The sequence below is a fragment of the Variovorax gracilis genome (genome assembly GCF_030317115.1).
Taxonomy (GTDB): domain Bacteria; phylum Pseudomonadota; class Gammaproteobacteria; order Burkholderiales; family Burkholderiaceae_C; genus Variovorax; species Variovorax gracilis.
The window spans coordinates 24,075-40,576 of record NZ_JASZYF010000009.1 but is presented as its reverse complement, the minus strand read 5'-3'; the positions used below and the strand labels follow the sequence as shown (position 1 = coordinate 40,576).

General features: G+C 66.5%; 16 protein-coding genes. 7 read left to right on the top strand and 9 right to left on the bottom strand.

Annotation, left to right across the window (positions count from 1 at the left end):
• Positions 1 to 2: 2 nt before the first annotated feature.
• The 4 genes from QTH97_RS18535 to QTH97_RS18520 all read right to left on the bottom strand — a co-directional run bounded on the left by QTH97_RS18535 (position 3) and on the right by QTH97_RS18520 (position 4,580).
• Positions 3 to 530 carry a DedA family protein gene (locus tag QTH97_RS18535; RefSeq protein WP_286569880.1) on the bottom strand — a complete coding sequence of 176 codons (528 nt, stop codon included), beginning with the start codon at positions 528 to 530 and terminating at the stop codon, positions 3 to 5.
• Between the two features lie 88 nt (positions 531 to 618).
• Complete coding sequence (locus QTH97_RS18530; protein WP_286569879.1) at positions 619 to 2,085, bottom strand: TrkH family potassium uptake protein; 1,467 nt, start codon at positions 2,083 to 2,085, stop codon at positions 619 to 621.
• A 19-nt stretch (positions 2,086 to 2,104) separates the two neighbouring features.
• Positions 2,105 to 3,568 carry a Trk system potassium transporter TrkA gene (gene trkA, locus QTH97_RS18525; RefSeq protein ID WP_286569877.1) on the bottom strand — a complete coding sequence of 488 codons (1,464 nt, stop codon included), beginning with the start codon at positions 3,566 to 3,568 and terminating at the stop codon, positions 2,105 to 2,107.
• 37 nt (positions 3,569 to 3,605) lie between these two features.
• On the bottom strand, positions 3,606 to 4,580 hold the full coding sequence (locus QTH97_RS18520; RefSeq protein ID WP_286569875.1) for an AraC family transcriptional regulator: 975 nt from the start codon (positions 4,578 to 4,580) through the stop codon (positions 3,606 to 3,608).
• A gap of 186 nt (positions 4,581 to 4,766) precedes the next feature.
• Here QTH97_RS18520 and QTH97_RS18515 point away from each other — a divergent pair, with 186 nt between their 5' ends.
• Positions 4,767 to 6,497, top strand: coding sequence for a GMC family oxidoreductase (locus QTH97_RS18515; RefSeq protein ID WP_286569874.1), 1,731 nt, complete (start codon positions 4,767 to 4,769; stop codon positions 6,495 to 6,497).
• An 8-nt stretch (positions 6,498 to 6,505) separates the two neighbouring features.
• On the opposite strand, the gene QTH97_RS18510 is transcribed toward QTH97_RS18515, so the two are convergent.
• Both QTH97_RS18510 and QTH97_RS18505 read right to left on the bottom strand, forming a co-directional pair.
• Positions 6,506 to 7,120, bottom strand: coding sequence for a Crp/Fnr family transcriptional regulator (locus QTH97_RS18510; protein ID WP_286569873.1), 615 nt, complete (start codon positions 7,118 to 7,120; stop codon positions 6,506 to 6,508).
• Positions 7,121 to 7,188: 68 nt separating this feature from the next.
• Positions 7,189 to 7,983, bottom strand: a complete 795-nt coding sequence (locus tag QTH97_RS18505) for an IclR family transcriptional regulator (RefSeq protein ID WP_286569872.1) — start codon at positions 7,981 to 7,983, stop codon at positions 7,189 to 7,191.
• 113 nt (positions 7,984 to 8,096) lie between these two features.
• Here QTH97_RS18505 and QTH97_RS18500 point away from each other — a divergent pair, with 113 nt between their 5' ends.
• Genes QTH97_RS18500 through QTH97_RS18480 form a run of 5 tightly spaced genes read left to right on the top strand, consistent with a single transcriptional unit; the run spans position 8,097 to position 12,717 of the window.
• Positions 8,097 to 9,074: a Bug family tripartite tricarboxylate transporter substrate binding protein gene (locus tag QTH97_RS18500; RefSeq protein ID WP_444813451.1), complete on the top strand. Its 978-nt coding sequence runs from the start codon at positions 8,097 to 8,099 to the stop codon at positions 9,072 to 9,074.
• A gap of 49 nt (positions 9,075 to 9,123) precedes the next feature.
• Positions 9,124 to 9,813, top strand: a complete 690-nt coding sequence (locus QTH97_RS18495) for an RraA family protein (RefSeq protein WP_286569870.1) — start codon at positions 9,124 to 9,126, stop codon at positions 9,811 to 9,813.
• Entirely contained in the window at positions 9,810 to 10,736 is a 927-nt protein-coding gene (locus tag QTH97_RS18490) for an NAD(P)-dependent oxidoreductase (RefSeq protein WP_286569868.1), read from the top strand. Before QTH97_RS18495 ends, QTH97_RS18490 begins: the two co-directional genes overlap by 4 nt.
• Before the next feature lie 32 nt (positions 10,737 to 10,768).
• On the top strand, positions 10,769 to 11,749 hold the full coding sequence (locus QTH97_RS18485; RefSeq protein WP_286569867.1) for a Bug family tripartite tricarboxylate transporter substrate binding protein: 981 nt from the start codon (positions 10,769 to 10,771) through the stop codon (positions 11,747 to 11,749).
• A gap of 29 nt (positions 11,750 to 11,778) precedes the next feature.
• A complete protein-coding gene (locus QTH97_RS18480; protein WP_286569866.1) occupies positions 11,779 to 12,717 on the top strand; it encodes an SMP-30/gluconolactonase/LRE family protein in 939 nt (312 codons plus the stop codon).
• 13 nt (positions 12,718 to 12,730) lie between these two features.
• Here the strand turns inward: QTH97_RS18480 and QTH97_RS18475 are convergent, their stop codons facing one another.
• From QTH97_RS18475 to QTH97_RS18465, 3 genes are read right to left on the bottom strand one after another with little or no spacing between them, the layout of a single operon-like run.
• Positions 12,731 to 13,144, bottom strand: a complete 414-nt coding sequence (locus QTH97_RS18475) for a PaaI family thioesterase (RefSeq protein ID WP_286569865.1) — start codon at positions 13,142 to 13,144, stop codon at positions 12,731 to 12,733.
• A 31-nt stretch (positions 13,145 to 13,175) separates the two neighbouring features.
• Positions 13,176 to 15,173 carry a hybrid sensor histidine kinase/response regulator gene (locus tag QTH97_RS18470; protein WP_286569864.1) on the bottom strand — a complete coding sequence of 666 codons (1,998 nt, stop codon included), beginning with the start codon at positions 15,171 to 15,173 and terminating at the stop codon, positions 13,176 to 13,178.
• Positions 15,170 to 15,799 carry an MliC family protein gene (locus QTH97_RS18465; protein WP_286569863.1) on the bottom strand — a complete coding sequence of 210 codons (630 nt, stop codon included), beginning with the start codon at positions 15,797 to 15,799 and terminating at the stop codon, positions 15,170 to 15,172. The genes QTH97_RS18470 and QTH97_RS18465 overlap by 4 nt, the downstream gene beginning before the upstream one ends.
• A 104-nt stretch (positions 15,800 to 15,903) precedes the next feature.
• Between QTH97_RS18465 and QTH97_RS18460 the strand changes: the two genes are divergently transcribed.
• Positions 15,904 to 16,494, top strand: a complete 591-nt coding sequence (locus QTH97_RS18460; protein WP_286569862.1) for a GNAT family N-acetyltransferase — start codon at positions 15,904 to 15,906, stop codon at positions 16,492 to 16,494.
• Positions 16,495 to 16,502 lie beyond the last annotated feature (8 nt).

Genomic DNA, 16,502 nt, shown 5'->3' with positions numbered 1-16,502 from the left:
GCTCAGAGCCACTTCTGCATCCACTGGATGCCGAACGCGCCGGGAGCCAGGATGCCGGTTGCCCAGACGATCGAAGAGGCGATGTTGGCGATCTGGAATGTGGCGGCGGGCATTTCGCAGATGCCCGCCGCCAGCGGCACGGATGCCCGCAAGGGGCCGAAGAAGCGACCGAAGAATACGCCGGCCACTCCCCAGCGCTCGAAGAACCGATGGCCTCGCGGGATCAGGTCCGGGTGGCGGGAAAGAGGCCAGTACTTCGCAACGTCGCCCTTCAGTCGTCCGCCGATCCAGAAGGACAACCAGTCCCCCAGGAAGGCCCCGACGGCTGCGGCGCACCAGATCGGCCAGAACGCGATGCCGCTGCCCGAGATGAGAAAACCCACACCGAACAAGATCACGGTGGCCGGCAGCAGCAGGGAAATGAATGCCAACGATTCCCCGAACGCGAGGGCCAGCACGATCGGAACGCCCCAGCCCTCGTGCGCACGTATGAAAGCGATGACCGCCTGAGTCATTTCGTCGAGACTCATGGGATGAAGCGCTCGGGCATGTGGGCCATCTGTTCCTCCGGAAATTGGTGGCGGCGGACCTTACTACATCGGCCCGCGTGCAACAACTTCACTTGCGCCAGAACGACGGCGTCAGCAGCGCAATGAAGCTCAGCATCTCGAGCCGGCCGAGCACCATCGCGAAAGTGCAGACCCACACCTGGAAATTCGTCAGGCCGCTGAAATTGCCTGCCGGCCCGACCGTGCCCAGCCCCGGGCCGGTGCAGTTCACGCTGGCCAGCACGGCGCTGAAGGCCGTCACCGGGTCGAGGTCGGTCAGCACCAGCAGCATGCTCAGCGAGATCGTGGTCACGCCGTAGACCAGCATGAAGGCCAGCACCGAGAAGATCACGCGATGGTCGACCACCATGTTGCCCAGCGTCACCGGCTGGACCGCGCGCGGATGCACGAGGCGCGTCATCTCGCGGCGGGCCTGCTTCACGAGGATGAGCACCCGGACCATCTTGATGCCGCAGCCGGCCGATCCCGCGCTGGTCGCCACGCCCGAAAGCAGCAGCATGAAGAGCGGCGCGAACACCGGCCACGCCAGGTAGTCGACGGTGGCAAAGCCGGTCGTGCTGCCGACCGAGATGGTGTGGAACAGGCCGTAGCGCAGCGCATCCACCGGCCCGTAGACGCCCTTCACCCACAGCACGATCGCCACCAGCACGCCGCCTCCGATCAGCGCGGTGAGCGTGGCGCGCAGTTCCGGATCGCGCCAGAAGCCGCGCCAGTGGCCCTTTCGCATCGCGACGAAATACAGCGCGAAGTTGCAGCTGGCCGCGAGCATGAAAACCACGGCAACGCCTTCGAGCAGCGGCGACCCGAAGTGCGCAAAGCTGGCGTCGTGCGACGAGAGCCCGCCCAGGCTCACGGTGGCGAACATGTGCATCATCGCGTCGATGGCCGTCATGCCGCCGGCCCAGTACGCGAGAAAGCAGACCGTCGAGAAGGTCGCGTAGATGCCCCAGAGCCCCTTGGCCGTGTCCTTCACGCGCGGCGTGAGCTTGCTGTCCTTGATCGGGCCGGCCACCTCGGCCTTGAAGAGCTGGCTGCCGCCCACGCCGAGCAGAGGCAGGATGGCCACCGCCAGCACCAGGATCCCCATGCCGCCGATCCACTGCAGGAAGGTGCGCCACACATTGATCGACACCGGAAGCTCATCCAGCTTGGCGAGCACCGTCGCGCCGGTCGTCGTGAGGCCCGAAACCGACTCGAAATAGGCATGCGTGAAGTTGACCGGCCGGCCGATGAAATCAAGCGCCCACATCAGCGGCAGCGTGGCGAACAGGGGCAGCAGCACCCAGGTCAGCGACACCAGGAAGATGCCATGGCGCGCCTGCAACTCGCGCTTGTAGCGGCGCAGGCCGCCCCAGAGCAAGGCACCGCAGACGAAGGAGATCCCGGCGGAGATCGCCCACACGTGGCGCAGGCCGTCGGCGTGCGTCCACGAGATGACCCACGGTACGAACATGCCGAACGAAAAAAAGGTCAGCAGCGCGCCGAGCACGCGCAACACGGGAAAGAAGTCGCTCATGAAAACGGGGCCGAGGGGGTCAGAAGAAGGTGGCGCTCACACGGAACAGCTTTTCGACGTCGCGCACCAGCCGCTTGCGCGGCACGAAGATCACGACGTGGTCGTTGCTCTCGATCACGGTGTCGCCGCGCGCGATGATGACTTTCGCCGGTGTCGGCGGCGCCTCGCCGGCCGGGATCACGCCCTCCCCCATTTCCGGCAGCCCTCGCATGACCAGGCCGAACTGCGCGCCCTTGGGCAACTGGATGTCCGAGATCTTGCGTCCGACGACGCGCGAGGTCTTGCGGTCGCCGCGCGCCACGATCTCCAGCGCCTCGGCTACGCCGCGACGCAGGCTGTGCACCGCCTGTACGTCGCCCTGCCGGACATAGGCCAGCAGCTCGCCGAGCATGGTCTGCGCGGGCGACAGCGCGATGTCGATCTGCGTGCCGTGCATCAGGTCGGCATAGCTGCGGCGGTTGATCAGCGCCAGCACGCGCGTCGCGCCCAGGCGCTTGGCCAGCAGGCTGGCCATGATGTTGTCCTCGTCGTCGCTGGTGAGCGAGAGGAACAGGTCGATGCTCTCGATGCCCTCGTCTTCCAGCAGGTCCTCGTCGGTGCCGTCGCCGTGCAGCACCAGCACGCCGTGCGGAAGTTCGGAGGCGAGCTGCACGCAACGCGAGTGGTTGCGCTCCAGCACCTTGATCTGGTAGTTGCGGCCGGTCTCGACGAGCTGCCTGGCGAGCCGCAGGCCGACACGGCCGCCGCCCGCGATCATGATGCGCTCGACCGCGCGATGGCCCTGGTCGTAGCGATGCAGTGCCGACAGCACCGATTGCAGGTGCTCGCGCGCCGACAGCACGAACACCTCGTCGCCGGGTTCGATGAGCGTCTGGCCTTCGCAGAGGATGAAGCGGTCGGGCTCGTTCTCGAAGCGGCGGTAGATCGCGACGATGCGCATGTCGGCATCGGGCACGCATTCGCGCAGTTCGGCGATGCTGTGGCGCACCAGGGGCGCGCCGGCCACCGCGCGCACCGACACCAGGCAGGCCAGCCCGTTGGCGAACTCGCGCACCTGCAACGCCTCGGGGTACTCGACCAGCTTGCCGATGTAGCGCGTCAGCGATTCCTCCGGGCAGATCACGCAGTCGACGGCAAAGCCTTCCTTGCCCAGCAGCGGGCTGTCTTCCTTGTAAGCGCTGGAGCGCACGCGGGCGATGCGCGTCGGAATGCCGAACATCTGGTAGCCGACCTTGCAGCAGACCAGGTTGGTCTCGTCCTGCGCGGCGCAGGCGATCAGCATGTCGGCATCGCGCGCGCCGGCTTCGGCCAGCACGTCGGGCTCGATGCCGCTGCCCACGACGCCGCGCAATTCGAAGCGTTCCTCGAGCTCGCGCAGGCGCGCAGCGTCGGTGTCGATGACGGTGATGTCGTTGCGCTCCGAGACCAGCGTGCCGGCCACGCTCTCGCCGATTCGGCCTGCGCCGAGGATGATGATTTTCAAGTGGTGTCTCCCCGGGACGCTTTATACGCGCACTCTTCTAGGGAAGAGGATGCAAGCGTGCCCCGGCTGCGCGGCTGCGTGCCAGCGTCTGCATCGGGCTCTCCCCGAAGCAGGTCTTGTACAAGGCGCTGAACCGGCCCAGGTGAAGGAAACCGTTGCGGATGGCCACGTCCGTGACCGTGGTGCAGGCGTCCGCATCCAGCAATCCCTGGCGGGCGCGGTGGATGCGGACGCTTCTCAGGAAAGCGGTCGGGGTGTAGTTGCGGCAGTTCTGGAATCCGGCCTGCAATGCACGAATGCTCACGCCCAGTTCGCGTGCGACGTCGGCCACCGTGAGCGGCTCGTGCGCATGGTCCTTCATGAGCGATTCCGCGCGCCTGACCAGCCGTGACGACACGCGGTCCGCACGCCGGGCCAATTCATCGCTGTAGTTGTGCGGGTGCCCCTCCAGCAGCAGCGTCAGCACGAACTCCTGCAACGCGGCTTCCGCCATGGGAGGCAGCGGGGCGGCAGCCGTGCTTTCCAGCAGGTCCAGCGTCGAACTCCAGGTCCGCTCCAGCGATGGCGAGAACGGACGCAGCTCGAAGCGCAGCGTGTCCCCCAGCGGATGCCCGAGCCAGGCGCTGCAAAGCGCGTCGAGCTTCTGCTTGTCGGCCTTGATGGTCGCCTGCGAAAACTCGGGCCCGAACCCGAAATCGGTGCCCGTGTTGGCGGAAACGGGAACCGTCACGCCCGGATGCCAGCCCGCTTCGCGCCGGCCCTGGCGCACGCGCCCGCTCCCATCGACGCAACGCATGATGAGGTACAGGTCGGGGAAGCTGCCTGCATCCACGTTCACCGCCGCGCCATAGCGCAGCCGCACGATCGGTTGCTGCGCCGCGCCGCTCACGTCCAGCGTGGTGTCGATGCCGCTTGCCCTGCGATCCAGCGAAAGCTGATGCTCGCAATAGATCTGCCCAACGGTTTCGATGGCTTCTGCGAGGTCGCGCGTATGGACATGTTCAAGAGCCATGGACAGACCTTTGTTCGGCTGACGCGAAATCCTGTGTCCTCCGCACGAGGCCAGCGATCCGTGAAAACCCTGAACGCAGCGCCTGCGCAAATTGGACAGTGCTGCGCGAAACGGATAGTGCGCCTGGCGCCGAGTTTCAACAATGCCGCATGCTGGCTTCCGTCCGGCAGCCCACGAGGAACCGGAATGAAAAAGACGAACGACATCCACGACCAGGTCACGGGGCGCAAGCTGGACCGGATCGAGGCGCAACTGATGGCCGGCCGGCTCGACCGGCGCGGATTCCTGCAGGCGGCATCGGCACTCGGCATCACCGGGCTGGCCGCGGTGACCATGGCCGACAAGGCGCTTGCCATCGGCGCCAATCAGTCGGAACTGCGCGGCGAACTGAAGGCGCGCTACGACTACATCGTCTGCGGGGCCGGCTCTTCCGGCTCCGTGGTGGCGCGCCGACTCGCCGAGGACCCGAACGTGCAGGTGCTGCTGCTGGAAGCCGGAGGTGCCGCGGACGCGCCGAGCATCCTGAACCCGGCCGTCTGGTACACGAACATCGGCGGCCCCTTCGACTGGGGCTACAAGACCATGCCGAGGCCGGGACTCAACAACCGGTCGATCGCGATGCCCATGGGAAAGGCCATTGGCGGAGGCAGCAGCATCAACGCCACCGTCTGGGCACGCGGCCACAAGAACGACTTCGACTCGTGGGCCCGCGCCTCGGGCGACGAGGCGTGGGGCTACCGGCATGTGCTTGAGATCTACAAGCGCATCGAGGACTGGCAGGGCCCACCCGATCCCGCCTACCGCAGAAAAGGCGGACTGGTGTTCATGCAGCCCGCGCCGGACCCCAGTCCGCTGGCACCGGCGATGGTGCAGGGTTGCGCCGCGGTGGGCATACCGGCGTTCGAGGATCACAACGGCCGGATGATGGAAGGCCCGGGCGGTGCCTCGATCGCCAACCTGTGCATCAAGGACGGACGCCGACGCAACGTGCCTTCTCACTACCTGTATCCGATCATGGACCAGCCCAACCTGACCATCCTCACGCAGGCGCTGGTCCACAAGGTCACGCTCGATGGCAAGAAGGCGACGGGCGTCCAGTTCGAGTGGGACGGCAAGGCGCGCAAGATCGGCGTTGCGCGGGAGGTGGTGCTGTCGATGGGCGCCATCAATACGCCGCGCATCCTCATGAACTCCGGCATCGGCGATGCGAAGGAACTCAAGCGCCTCGGCATCCCGGTCGCATCGAACCTGCCGGGCGTCGGACAGAACTTCCAGGACCACACGATGGTGGCCGCATGCATGTGGGAACCCCCGGAAGCCGTGCCGGCGCGCAACAACTCGGCCGAGGCCACCTTCTTCTGGAAGAGCGATCCGAAGCTGGAGACACCGGACATGCAACCGTTCCAGATCGAGATTCCGTTCTCGTCCGAGATCACGGGCAAGCTGGCCGTGCCGACGGCGTGGACCATCGGCCCCGGCATCGTGAGGCCCAAGAGCCGCGGCTACCTGCGCTTCATTTCGACCAACCCGCGCGACGGCGTGGAGATCCATGCGAAGGTGCTGGAGCATCCGGATGACATGGCTGCGATGCGCAAGGCCGTTGAACTGTGCCGCGAGATCGGCAATTCGGCACCGATGAAACCCTTCGTGAAGCGGGAGATCATGCCCGGGCCGATGAAGGGCCCGGAACTGGACAACTTCATCCGCGACGCGGCGGTCTCCTACTTCCACGAGACATGCACCGCGAAGATGGGAAAGGACAAGTTGTCCGTCGTGGATGCCAAGCTGCGCGTCTACGGCATTCGCAATCTGCGGATCGCCGACGGCTCGATCATGCCGAACGTCACGACCGGCAACACGATGGCGCCCTGCGTGATCATCGGCGAGAGGATGGGCGAGATCCTGCGTTCGAGCTGAGAACGCGGTCAGGCCGCATCCGGCGTCGACGCCGTTCGCCTGGCGTCCCGCGTCAATCGCTCCGCCACGAGTTCCAGGAAGAAGAAGCCGAACTTCGGATTCTGGAAATACATCTGCCGCACCTCGTCGTAGGTGACGACCAGGAGCGATCCAGGCTCTTCGCACACGACGGTCTGGGTTCGCGTGTGCTCCCTGTTGATCAGGCCAAGCTCACCGATGAGTTCGCCCTGTTCCAGGGCAACGTCCGCCTCGACCGCACGGAACCGCCCGCTGAGCACGAACAGCACTTCTCCAGCCGCGTCGCCCCGCCGAAAAAGCGTGTCGCCGGCCTGAAGCGCCTTGCGGCGGGAATAGGGCCTGAGCCATTCCATCGAGAGCCGGCTCGAAGTGATCAGCTTCATCTCGCGGGTCAGTTGCAGCAACTGCCGAAGGCGCCACACGTTCAAGGGCAGCAGCGTCAGGTGAAGCAGGAGCACGGGGTGAACATGGCCCAGGGCGCCGTAGGTGATGAAGACGAGGTTGGACACGATGCCGGCGATGCGCAGGTGCAGCATCGTCTTCATGGAGAAGGTCGTCAGCGTCATCAGCGCGCCGAGATACCCGAAGATTTCTGTCCATTGCATGCCGGGAACTCCGTGTGTCGGTCAAGCACTGCCGAAGGATTCTTGCGGCGAGCATTCTCGCCTCCCCCCTACGGATGCCAGGCGGACACCACCTTGGGCGTCTGCGGCGTTGAAGTGCCGGCCAGCGCGTAGGACAGTTGATTCGCGGCCTTGATGATCGTCTTCGCGTGCCGGAGCAACTTGTTCTTCGGCAAGCGGTCGGCAGGCCCCGAGATGCACACGGAACCGAGCAGCCGCCAGTTCAGCCCGAAGACGGGGGCGGACACCGTCGCCACGCCCTCCTCTCTCTCGCCGATGGAGAAGTGGTAGCCGCGCTGCCTGATCTCTTCGTACAGCGCGCCAGGCTCGCCCGAGAACGCGAGGATGACCCTGCCGGGCGAGCCCTTGTCGAGCGGCAGGGCCGAGCCCATGCGTGCGTGGTGGCGAATGGGCTGCGGGCCTTCGACCCGCACGATGCACGTGCGGATGTTTCCTTCGCGGACGTAGAAGGCCGCGCTCTCGCCAGTGGCCTGCGTCAGTTCGCGCAGCATCGGCTCGACGACGTTGTTGACGTCGAACGCGGCCTGGTAGCGCGCGCCCAGCCAGCCCGCGGCCGGCCCCAGTCGCCACTCGCCGTCTTCCCGCTGCACGACGTAGCCGCTGTGCGCCAGCGTCCGGAGAAGCCGCAGCGCAGTGGTCTTGTGCATGCCGCTGCGGCGCGTCAGTTCCGCCAGGGAGAGACGCTGGTCCTGCATGCCGAACGCCTCGAGCAACTGAAGCGCGCGCGTGACGGCGGTGACGCCGCCGGAATCCTGGCCTTCTGCCGCTGGCTCGGCATCGATGGATTCGTTGGTTTTTTTGTCCTGGATCTTGTTCCGCTGCATGGGTCATGTTCCGTCTGGTGCAACCCCATTGTACGTATCGGAACGCAAATCTACAGTCCGTCCAAGCCTGGAGAGGCCCGAACACAGATCACGAACCGGAGACAACCTTGACCATCCTGAAGCTCGAACTTTCGCGCCGCGCCGCGCTGCTCGTCGTCGCATCCGTCGCCAGCTGCGCCGCCTTCGCGCAGGCCTATCCCTCGCGGCCGATCAAGCTCATCGTGCCCTTCCCGGCCGGCGGCGGCACCGATGCCATCGCACGCGAAGTGGCGACCAAGGTCGCGACCCAGCAGGGCTGGACGCTGATCGTCGACAACAAGCCCGGCTCGGGCGGCAACCTCGGCGTCGACGCGGCCGCCAAGTCGGCACCGGATGGCTACACCATCGTGCTCGGGCAGACCAGCAATCTGGCGATCAATCCGACGCTGTACTCGAAGCTGCCCTACAGCCCGCAGAAGGACCTGGCGCCGGTCGGGCTGGTCGCAAGCTCGCCGCTGGTGCTGGTCGTCGCGGCCGACTCGCCCTACAAGACGCTGGCCGACGTGATCGCCGCCGGCAAGGCCAAGCCCGATTCGATCAACTACGCCAGCTCCGGCAGCGGCACGGTGGCCCACCTGGCCGTCGAGCAGTTCCAGAAAGTCGCGGGCGTGAAGTTCACGCATGTGCCCTACAAGGGAGCGGCACAGGGCGCGACCGACCTGATCGGCGGGCAGATCCAGCTCTACATGTCGTCGGTCCCGACCCTCATCGGCCACATCCGCAGCGGCAAGATGCGGGCGATCGCGGTCACCTCGGACAAGCGCGTCAACGACCTGCCCAACGTGCCCACCATCTCGGAGTCCGGCTTCAAGGGCTTCGAGGCAGTGACGTGGTTCGGCATTGCCGGGCCGGCATCCATGCCGAAGGACGCCGTGGCGAAGCTCAATGTCGCCTTCAACAAGGCTTTGCAGGACGCCGACGTGCGCAAGAAGCTCGAAGGCCAGGGCGCGGACGTGCTGGGCGGCACGCCCGAGCAGTTCGGCAAGCTGATCCAGGACGACATCGTTCGCTGGGGCAAGGTCGTCAAGGACTCCGGCGCCAAGGTCGACTGACCCACTTCCCCTTGTCTTCTCTACCTCCCTCCACCGAAAGAGACCCATCATGAGCCACCCCCTTCCCGAGATCATTCGCGACTTCGAGCGCGTTCCCGCCGACATCGTCAAGCAGGCCTCCGAATTCCAGCCGGCGATCCTTGCCGACGTGGCCGGCCGACGCGGCGCCTTGCATGGCCGGATCAAGCCCCTGCGCAGCCGCATGAAGGTCGCCGGCCCGGCCCTGACCGTCGAAGTGCGGCCGGGCGACAACCTCATGATCCATGCGGCGATCGCGCTGGCGAAGCCCGGTGACGTCCTCGTCATCGACGGCAAGGCGGACCAGACCTCGGCGCTCATGGGCACCATCATGATGACCGCGTGCCGCCAGCGCGGCATTGCCGGCGTCGTGGTGGACGGCGCGGTGCGCGACAGCCTGGAGATCGAGGAGATGGACTATCCGGTCTTCTCGGTCGGAACGAATCCGAACGGGCCGACCAAGAACATCGGCGGCCGCATCGGGCATCCGGTGACCGTCGGCGGGGTGACGGTGCGCGCCGGCGACTTCGTCATCGGCGACGGCGACGGCGTGATGGTCGTCGAGCGCGAGAAGATCGCGTCGCTGGTCGGCGCGGCACGCAAGAAGGTGCAGGACGAAGCCAAGCGCATCGCGGCAATCAAGGAAGGCAACACGGCAGCCTCGTGGCTCGACGGCGCACTGCGCGCCGCCGGCGTCCTCAAGGAAGGAGAGACGCTGTGAGCACGGTTCTCGTCACCGGCGCGGACCTGGCGCCCCAGGCACTCGAACTCCTGCGCGGACACGAGGTGGTCTTCGCCGGCAAGGCGCCGAGCGAGGCCGATGTGGTGGCGCTCTGCGAGCGCCACGACCCCGCCGCGATCATCGTGCGCTACAGCAAGGTCGGTGCGGCGGCCATGGATGCGGCGCCCTCCCTGCGCGTGATCTCCAAGCACGGCAGCGGCACCGACACGATCGACAAGGCCGCCGCCGGGGAGCGAGGCATCGAAGTGGTCGCCGCCGCCGGCGCCAATGCCGCGGCCGTGGCCGAGCAGGCACTGGCACTGATGCTCGCCTGCGCGAAGTCGGTCGTTGCCCTCGACGCGCGCATGCACGGCGGGCATTGGGACAAGGCCACGCACAAGAGCCTTGAACTCAACGGCCGCACCGTGGGGCTGGTCGGGCTTGGCGCGATCGGACTGCGTTTTGCACGCATGGCCGGTGCCCTCGGCATGCGTGTGATCGGCTTCGATCCGTTTGCCACGAACGCTCCCGAAGGATTGGAACTGGTGGACATGCCAACGATCTGGCGTGAAGCCGACGTGATCTCCCTGCATTGCCCCCTGACGGAAGACAACCGCAAGATGGTGAACGCGCAGACGCTGGCAAAGACGCGTCGCGGCGTGATCCTGATCAATACGGCACGCGGTGGCCTGGTCGACGAGGACGCGCTTCTTGCCGCCGTTCGCTCGGGCCACGTGATGGCTGCGGGACTGGACAGCTTCGCGGTCGAGCCCATGGTCTCCGGGCATCCTTTCCAGGGCGAGAAGGGATTCGTGCTCAGCCCGCACATCGGTGGCGTGACCAGCGATGCCTACGTGAACATGGGGGTCGCCGCAGCGAAGAACGCACTCGACGTTCTGGCGAGGCAGCAGGCGACTGCCTGACAGCGCTGATCCGATTCATCAGGAGACATTCAATGAGCATTTCAAGCAAGGCCATGCGGGCCGCACTCGGTGCGGCGGCGCTGTGCGCCGCTGCCGGAACCGCCTTCGCGCAGGCTGACTTCCCTTCCAAGCCGGTCCGCATCGTCGTTCCGTATCCGCCAGGAGGCGCGGTGGACCAGGTGACGCGCCGCGTGGCACAGAAGCTCACCGAACAGACCGGCCAGAGCTTCTTCGTCGAGAACAAGGCCGGCGCAACCGGAACCATCGGTGCGCAGCAGGTCGCCAAGGCGGCGCCGGACGGCTACACCCTGATGGCGAACGACACGACCTACTCGATCCTGCCGCACGTCTTCAACAAGCTGCCCTTCGATCATGAGCGAGACCTGGTCCCTGTGGCCGCCTTCAACTTCGCCCCGATGGCCCTGGTGGTCGGCGCGGATTCCCGCTTCAAGACCTTGTCGGACCTCATCGGCTACGCCAGGTCGAACCCCGGCAAGCTCAACTACGGCACCGGCGGCGCCGGAACGACGCCGCACTTCTCGACCGAGGCACTGGCCAGCACGGCGAAGATCGATGTCACCCACGTTCCGTTCAAGGGCGCGGGCGAGGCCACGCTGGCTTTGTTGTCCGGCACCATCGATTTCCAGATCGCATCGACGCCCGGCGTGATGGGCCAGGTCAAGGGCGGCAAGGTTCGGCTGCTGGGCATCAGCGGCGACAAACGCCTGGCGGCCTTGCCGGATGTGCCGACCTTCGCCGAGGCCGGCATCAAGGGCTACAGCGTCATCAACTTCACGGGCCTGTGGGCGCCGAAGGGAACGCCCGCGCCGGTGATGCAGCGATTGCAGAAGGAAGTCGCGGCCGCCATGGCAAGCCCGGACGTGCAGAAGTTCTCCGCCGATCTCGGCTCGGTGCCTTCGGTGGTGTCGGGCGAGGCCTTCACGAAGATGCTGCGCGACAACACCCAGTTGTGGAGCGCGGTGGCCGCGGCCGCCAAGGTCGAGAAACAATAGCCGGGCTGCGAACCCACAGGAGACCCACCATGCTGCTGCTGCGCCCGCCCGATGTTCGCGATCTCGATGTCTTCACCCGCATGCCGGAGCGCTTTCGGCGAACGGGGCAGCGCTCGGCCTGGGCCGACGCGAACCGAGGCGGAGCGCCCGTCGACAGCTTTCTCGAAGGGCCGGTCTTCGATGCGGCCGGGAACCTGTATGTGACCGACATCCCGTGGGGACGGATCTTCCGCATCGACCCTGCCGGCGACTGGGAACTGGTGGCCGAGTTCGACGGCGAGCCCAACGGCATGAAATTCGCCGGCGAACGCACGCTCGTCATCACCGACTACAAGAACGGGCTGATGGCGCTCGATGTGGTCAGCGGCGTGGTGCGGCCCTACCTGGAGCGACGCAACAGCGAGCGCTTCCGCGGCGTGAACGACCTGATCTTCGATTCGCGCGGCCACCTCTATTTCACGGACCAGGGCCAGAGCGGAATGCACGAGCCCACGGGTCGCGTCTACCGGCTCGCGCCGGACGGCCGCCTCGACCTGCTGCTGCACAACGTGCCGAGCCCGAACGGCGTCGCGCTTTCACCGGACGAGCGCGTGCTCTACGTTGCCGCGACGCGGGGCAACTGCATATGGCGGGTGCCTCTGATGCAGGACGGCAGCGTGGCGAAGGTCGGCCAGTTCTTCACCTCCTACGGACCGAGCGGGCCCGACGGGCTAGCCATGGATGATGCGGGTTGCCTGCTCGTGGCCAACCCCGGCCTCGGGTACGTCTGGGTGCTGAACCATCGCTCGGAGCCGGTGATCGTCCTGCGGAGCGTCGAAGGCATGTCGCTGACGAACCTCGCCTACGGCGGACCGGAACGCAAGGTGCTCTACTGCACCGAGTCCACGACCGGGACGATCCTGCGCACGACGCTGGATGTGCCGGGGATGAAGCTGCATGGAGCCCTCGCTGGCTCGAGTGCAGCTTGACGCCCGCGCGCTCCTAGAGGTCGGCCAGTATTCCGGTCGAAGTGGCTTCCGCCGCCAACTTGCCGTCCGGGTTGTAGAGCGCGGCCTCGAGAAAGGTCACCCGCTTGCCACGCCGGATCACGCGCCCCTCGACCCGGCCTTCGCCCGGCCCCACTTTTTCGTAGAAGCTGACCTTGATCTCCAGGCTGAAGACCGTCTGCGCATGCCCGGTGTCGTGAATCACCGCGTGCGCCATCGCCGCGTCGAGCCAGGCCGTGATGAAGCCGCCCTGGGCGATCGTGCCGTTCGTGTGGCAGTACTCGCGCCGAACCGTGAACGCAGCCTTCAGCACCTTGCGGTCAGCATCCCATCCGGTCACGTGGAAATTGCCCATCGATTCGCTCAGGGCCTTGCCTGAGCGGATTCGTGCGTCGAGGTCGTCGTCCATTGATCACATCCATTTCTATGAGGGCCAGGCCTCAGGCCATCGTCGCCCGGAAAATCGCCTCGGCAAGTTGCGCCTGGTCGAATGGCTTGGCGAGCCGCAACGTCAGCGGTCCCAGATCGGCGGGCAGGTCGGCGTAGCCGGATGCGAGGATGAGCGACAGTTCGGGCCGCTCGGCACGCAACACCTCGAACAACTGGGCGCCGGTCATGCCCGGCATCACCTGGTCGGAGACGACCATGCCGATGCCCGGCGTGCGCCGAACCAGATCCAGCGCTTCCGTCGCGCTGCCGGCGCACATCACCGAATGACCCAGATCCTCCAGCATGGACGCCGTGCCGGCAAGCACCAGGGCGTCATCGTCGACAGCCACGATCAGGCGCGCGGCCACCTTGCCCCGGACTTCCGACGCAAGCGCTGGAGCGGGCATCGGTGGACTGTCCTCGGTCGAGACCGGCAGCCAGAGCAAGGCACTTGTGCCGACGCCCTCGGAGCTCTCCAGCGCGAACTTGCCGCCCGACTGGATCGCCAGCCCGAGAACCATGGGCAGGCCCAGGCCCGTTCCCCTTCCGACTCCCTTGGTCGTGAAGAAGGGTTCGATGGCTCGCGAGAGCGTGGCGGCATTCATCCCGCTGCCGCTGTCGGCGAGCGAAAGCCGAAGGTACCGGCCTGGCGCGAGCTTGTCCGCGGGCGTGCCCTCCACTTCGCTCGCCTCGATGGTGAGCGAGCCACCGTTGGGCATCGCGTCGCGCGCATTGACGGCGAGATTCAGGATGGCGAGCTCGAGCTGGTTGTGGTCCACCCGAACCGGACTCAAGGCCTCCGGGAAGTTCGTATCGATGCGAATCGTCGGGCCCAGCGTGCGCTCGAGCATTTCCCGCATGCCGCTGATGAGCGAAACGACATCGACGTTGACGGGGCGCAGCTCCTGCCGGCGCGCGAACGCGAGCATCCGCTGGGTGAGCGACACCCCGCGCTTGGCGCCCTGCACCGCGTTGTCGAGGAGGCGGTGCAGCCGCTGGTCTTCAGGCAGCCCCCGGCGCAACAGCTCCAGGCTGGTGAGGACGACCATCAGCAGGTTGTTGAAGTCGTGTGCGACGCCGCCGGTGAGCTGCCCGATCGCGTCGAGCTTCTGGGACTGGAACAGTGCTTCCCTCGCCTGCTCGAGGGCGAGCTGCGCGTTGCGCTTTTCGGTGATGTCGCGGGTGACCTTGGCGAAGCCGATGAGGACGCCGTTCGCGCCGAAGATGGGGTCGATGACGACGTTGGCCCAGAACTCGGTGCCGTCCTTTCGCACGCGCCAGCCTTCTCCCTCGAAGCGGCCTTCGGCCGCAGCCGTCGCGAGCGCCCTGGCGGGAAGGCCGCGGTCCCGGTCCTCTTGCCGGTAGAAGCGCGAGAAGGAGGTCCCGATGACCTCTTGCGGCGCATAGCCCTTGGCTCGCTGCGCACCCGCGTTCCAGCTGGTGATCACGCCATTGACGTCGAGCATGTAGATCGCATAGTCGGTCACGGCCTGCACCAGGAGCCGGAACTGGTCCTCGCTGCGCCGCAGCGCCTCCTCGGCGGCACGCCTTTCCGTCAGGTCGCGCGTCACCTTCGCGAAACCAAGGAGTTCGCCGTCGCGGGCCACGACGGGGTTCACGACGACCTGCGCCCAGAACCGTCCGCCGTCCTTCTTGCGGCGCCAGCCCTCCGCTTCGTAGCGCCCCTCGCGGGCCGCGGTCGCCAACGCCCGGCCGGGCAGGCCGTCGCGAACGTCGTCCGGCTCGTAGAACACGGAGAAGTGCCGCCCTACGACCTCCTGTTCGGTGTAACCCTTGAGCCGCTGCGCGCCCGGGTTCCAGCTGACGATAAAGCCCTCGGCGTCGAGCATGTAGATGGCGTAGTCAGCGACCGCCTCCACGAGCAGGCGGTATCGCTCTTCGGTGCTGAATCGGGTCGTGAGCGGCGAGGGATGTTCCACTGGGTCGGGGTGTGCCTGGTCCGGAACATTATGAATCGCATCACTTGAAAAGCCATGAAGCCGGCTCATTCGAGCGGACCGACACGGCAGGTCTGCTCCTTGTCTCCCGGCAGTTGGACGATGGCCTCTGGACCCTTCTGCCAGAAGGTCGCTTCGCCTTGCGGATACTGCGCGGTGTACCTGGCCCCGGAACCCGATCGCGCAATGGTCATGACGAAGCTGCGGTCGCCTCCGGCCAGAAAGGCCAGCGGCGGCTCGACGTTCACGAAGGTCGCATTCATCGCAGGACTGCCCGGGCAGGTCACCGCCACCGGGCCGATGCTGACGCCGCCCTTGCCGCGCGCGCCCTTGTAGCCTGCGCGCAGTTCGGCGATGCGGCCGACGTATTCATCGCGGATGCAGGCCTTGAGGTCGCTCGCCTTCCAGCAGTCGTCGCGGCCCTTGATCCATCCGCGCTGCATCGCCGTCAACTCGTTCTTGCGCTTCAGACTCAGGCCCGGCGTGCCGCGTGCGAGCCCGTACAGGCGAGCCGTCTCGCGGTCGAGGGCGGCCAGCGTGTCGTCGCTGCAGATCGCCTTGACCGCTGCACCGTCAGTCTTGGCGCAACTGAAACTCGGCGTCGCGGCGAAGGCCTGCGAGGCCGCGAGCCATCCGATGGACAGGCCGATGAGCGACACGGTACGAGCGATGTTCATTGCGTCAGTCCTTTCAAGAGCGAGGCCGGATGCCCTGCACGGAATCATCCCGCCAAGAGGCATGTGGCGCCAGCGCCACCCGGCTGATCCAGCACAATCGCCGCATGTCGAGGGCGATCGAAATCACTACCGAACGGCTGATCCTGCGTCAGTGGCGCGACTCGGACCGCGAGCCGTACGCCGCCCTGAACGCGGATCCGGCGGTCATGCGCTTCTTCGCCGGCACCGTGTCGCGCGAGGGCAGCGATCGCGACATCGACGCCTGGCGAAGCGCCATCGACGACCGGGGCTGGAGCAATTGGGCGGCGGAGTTGCGAGAGTCCGGCACCTTCATCGGTTTCATCGGCCTGTCCATCCCCAGAAGAGCCCTTCCGTTCATGCCGTGCGTGGAGCTGGGCTACCGGCTGGCCAGGGCGCACTGGGGCAAGGGCTATGCGACCGAGAGTTCGAAGGCGGCGCTGCGGGTCGGCTTCGGGCGCCTGGGCCTGGAGGAGATCGTCTCGTTCACCACGCGGTTGAACCTGCCTTCGCGCGCGGTGATGGAACGCGTGGGAATGACCAACGCCAACGAAGACTTCGATCATCCCGCCTATCCGGAAGGCAGCGCCTTGAGGAGGTGCTGCCTCTACCGGCTCAGCGCGGAACGCTGGGCGCAATCCGCCACTGCCACAGGCCCTGCGCCGGGCGGACCCTAGGCGTCGAG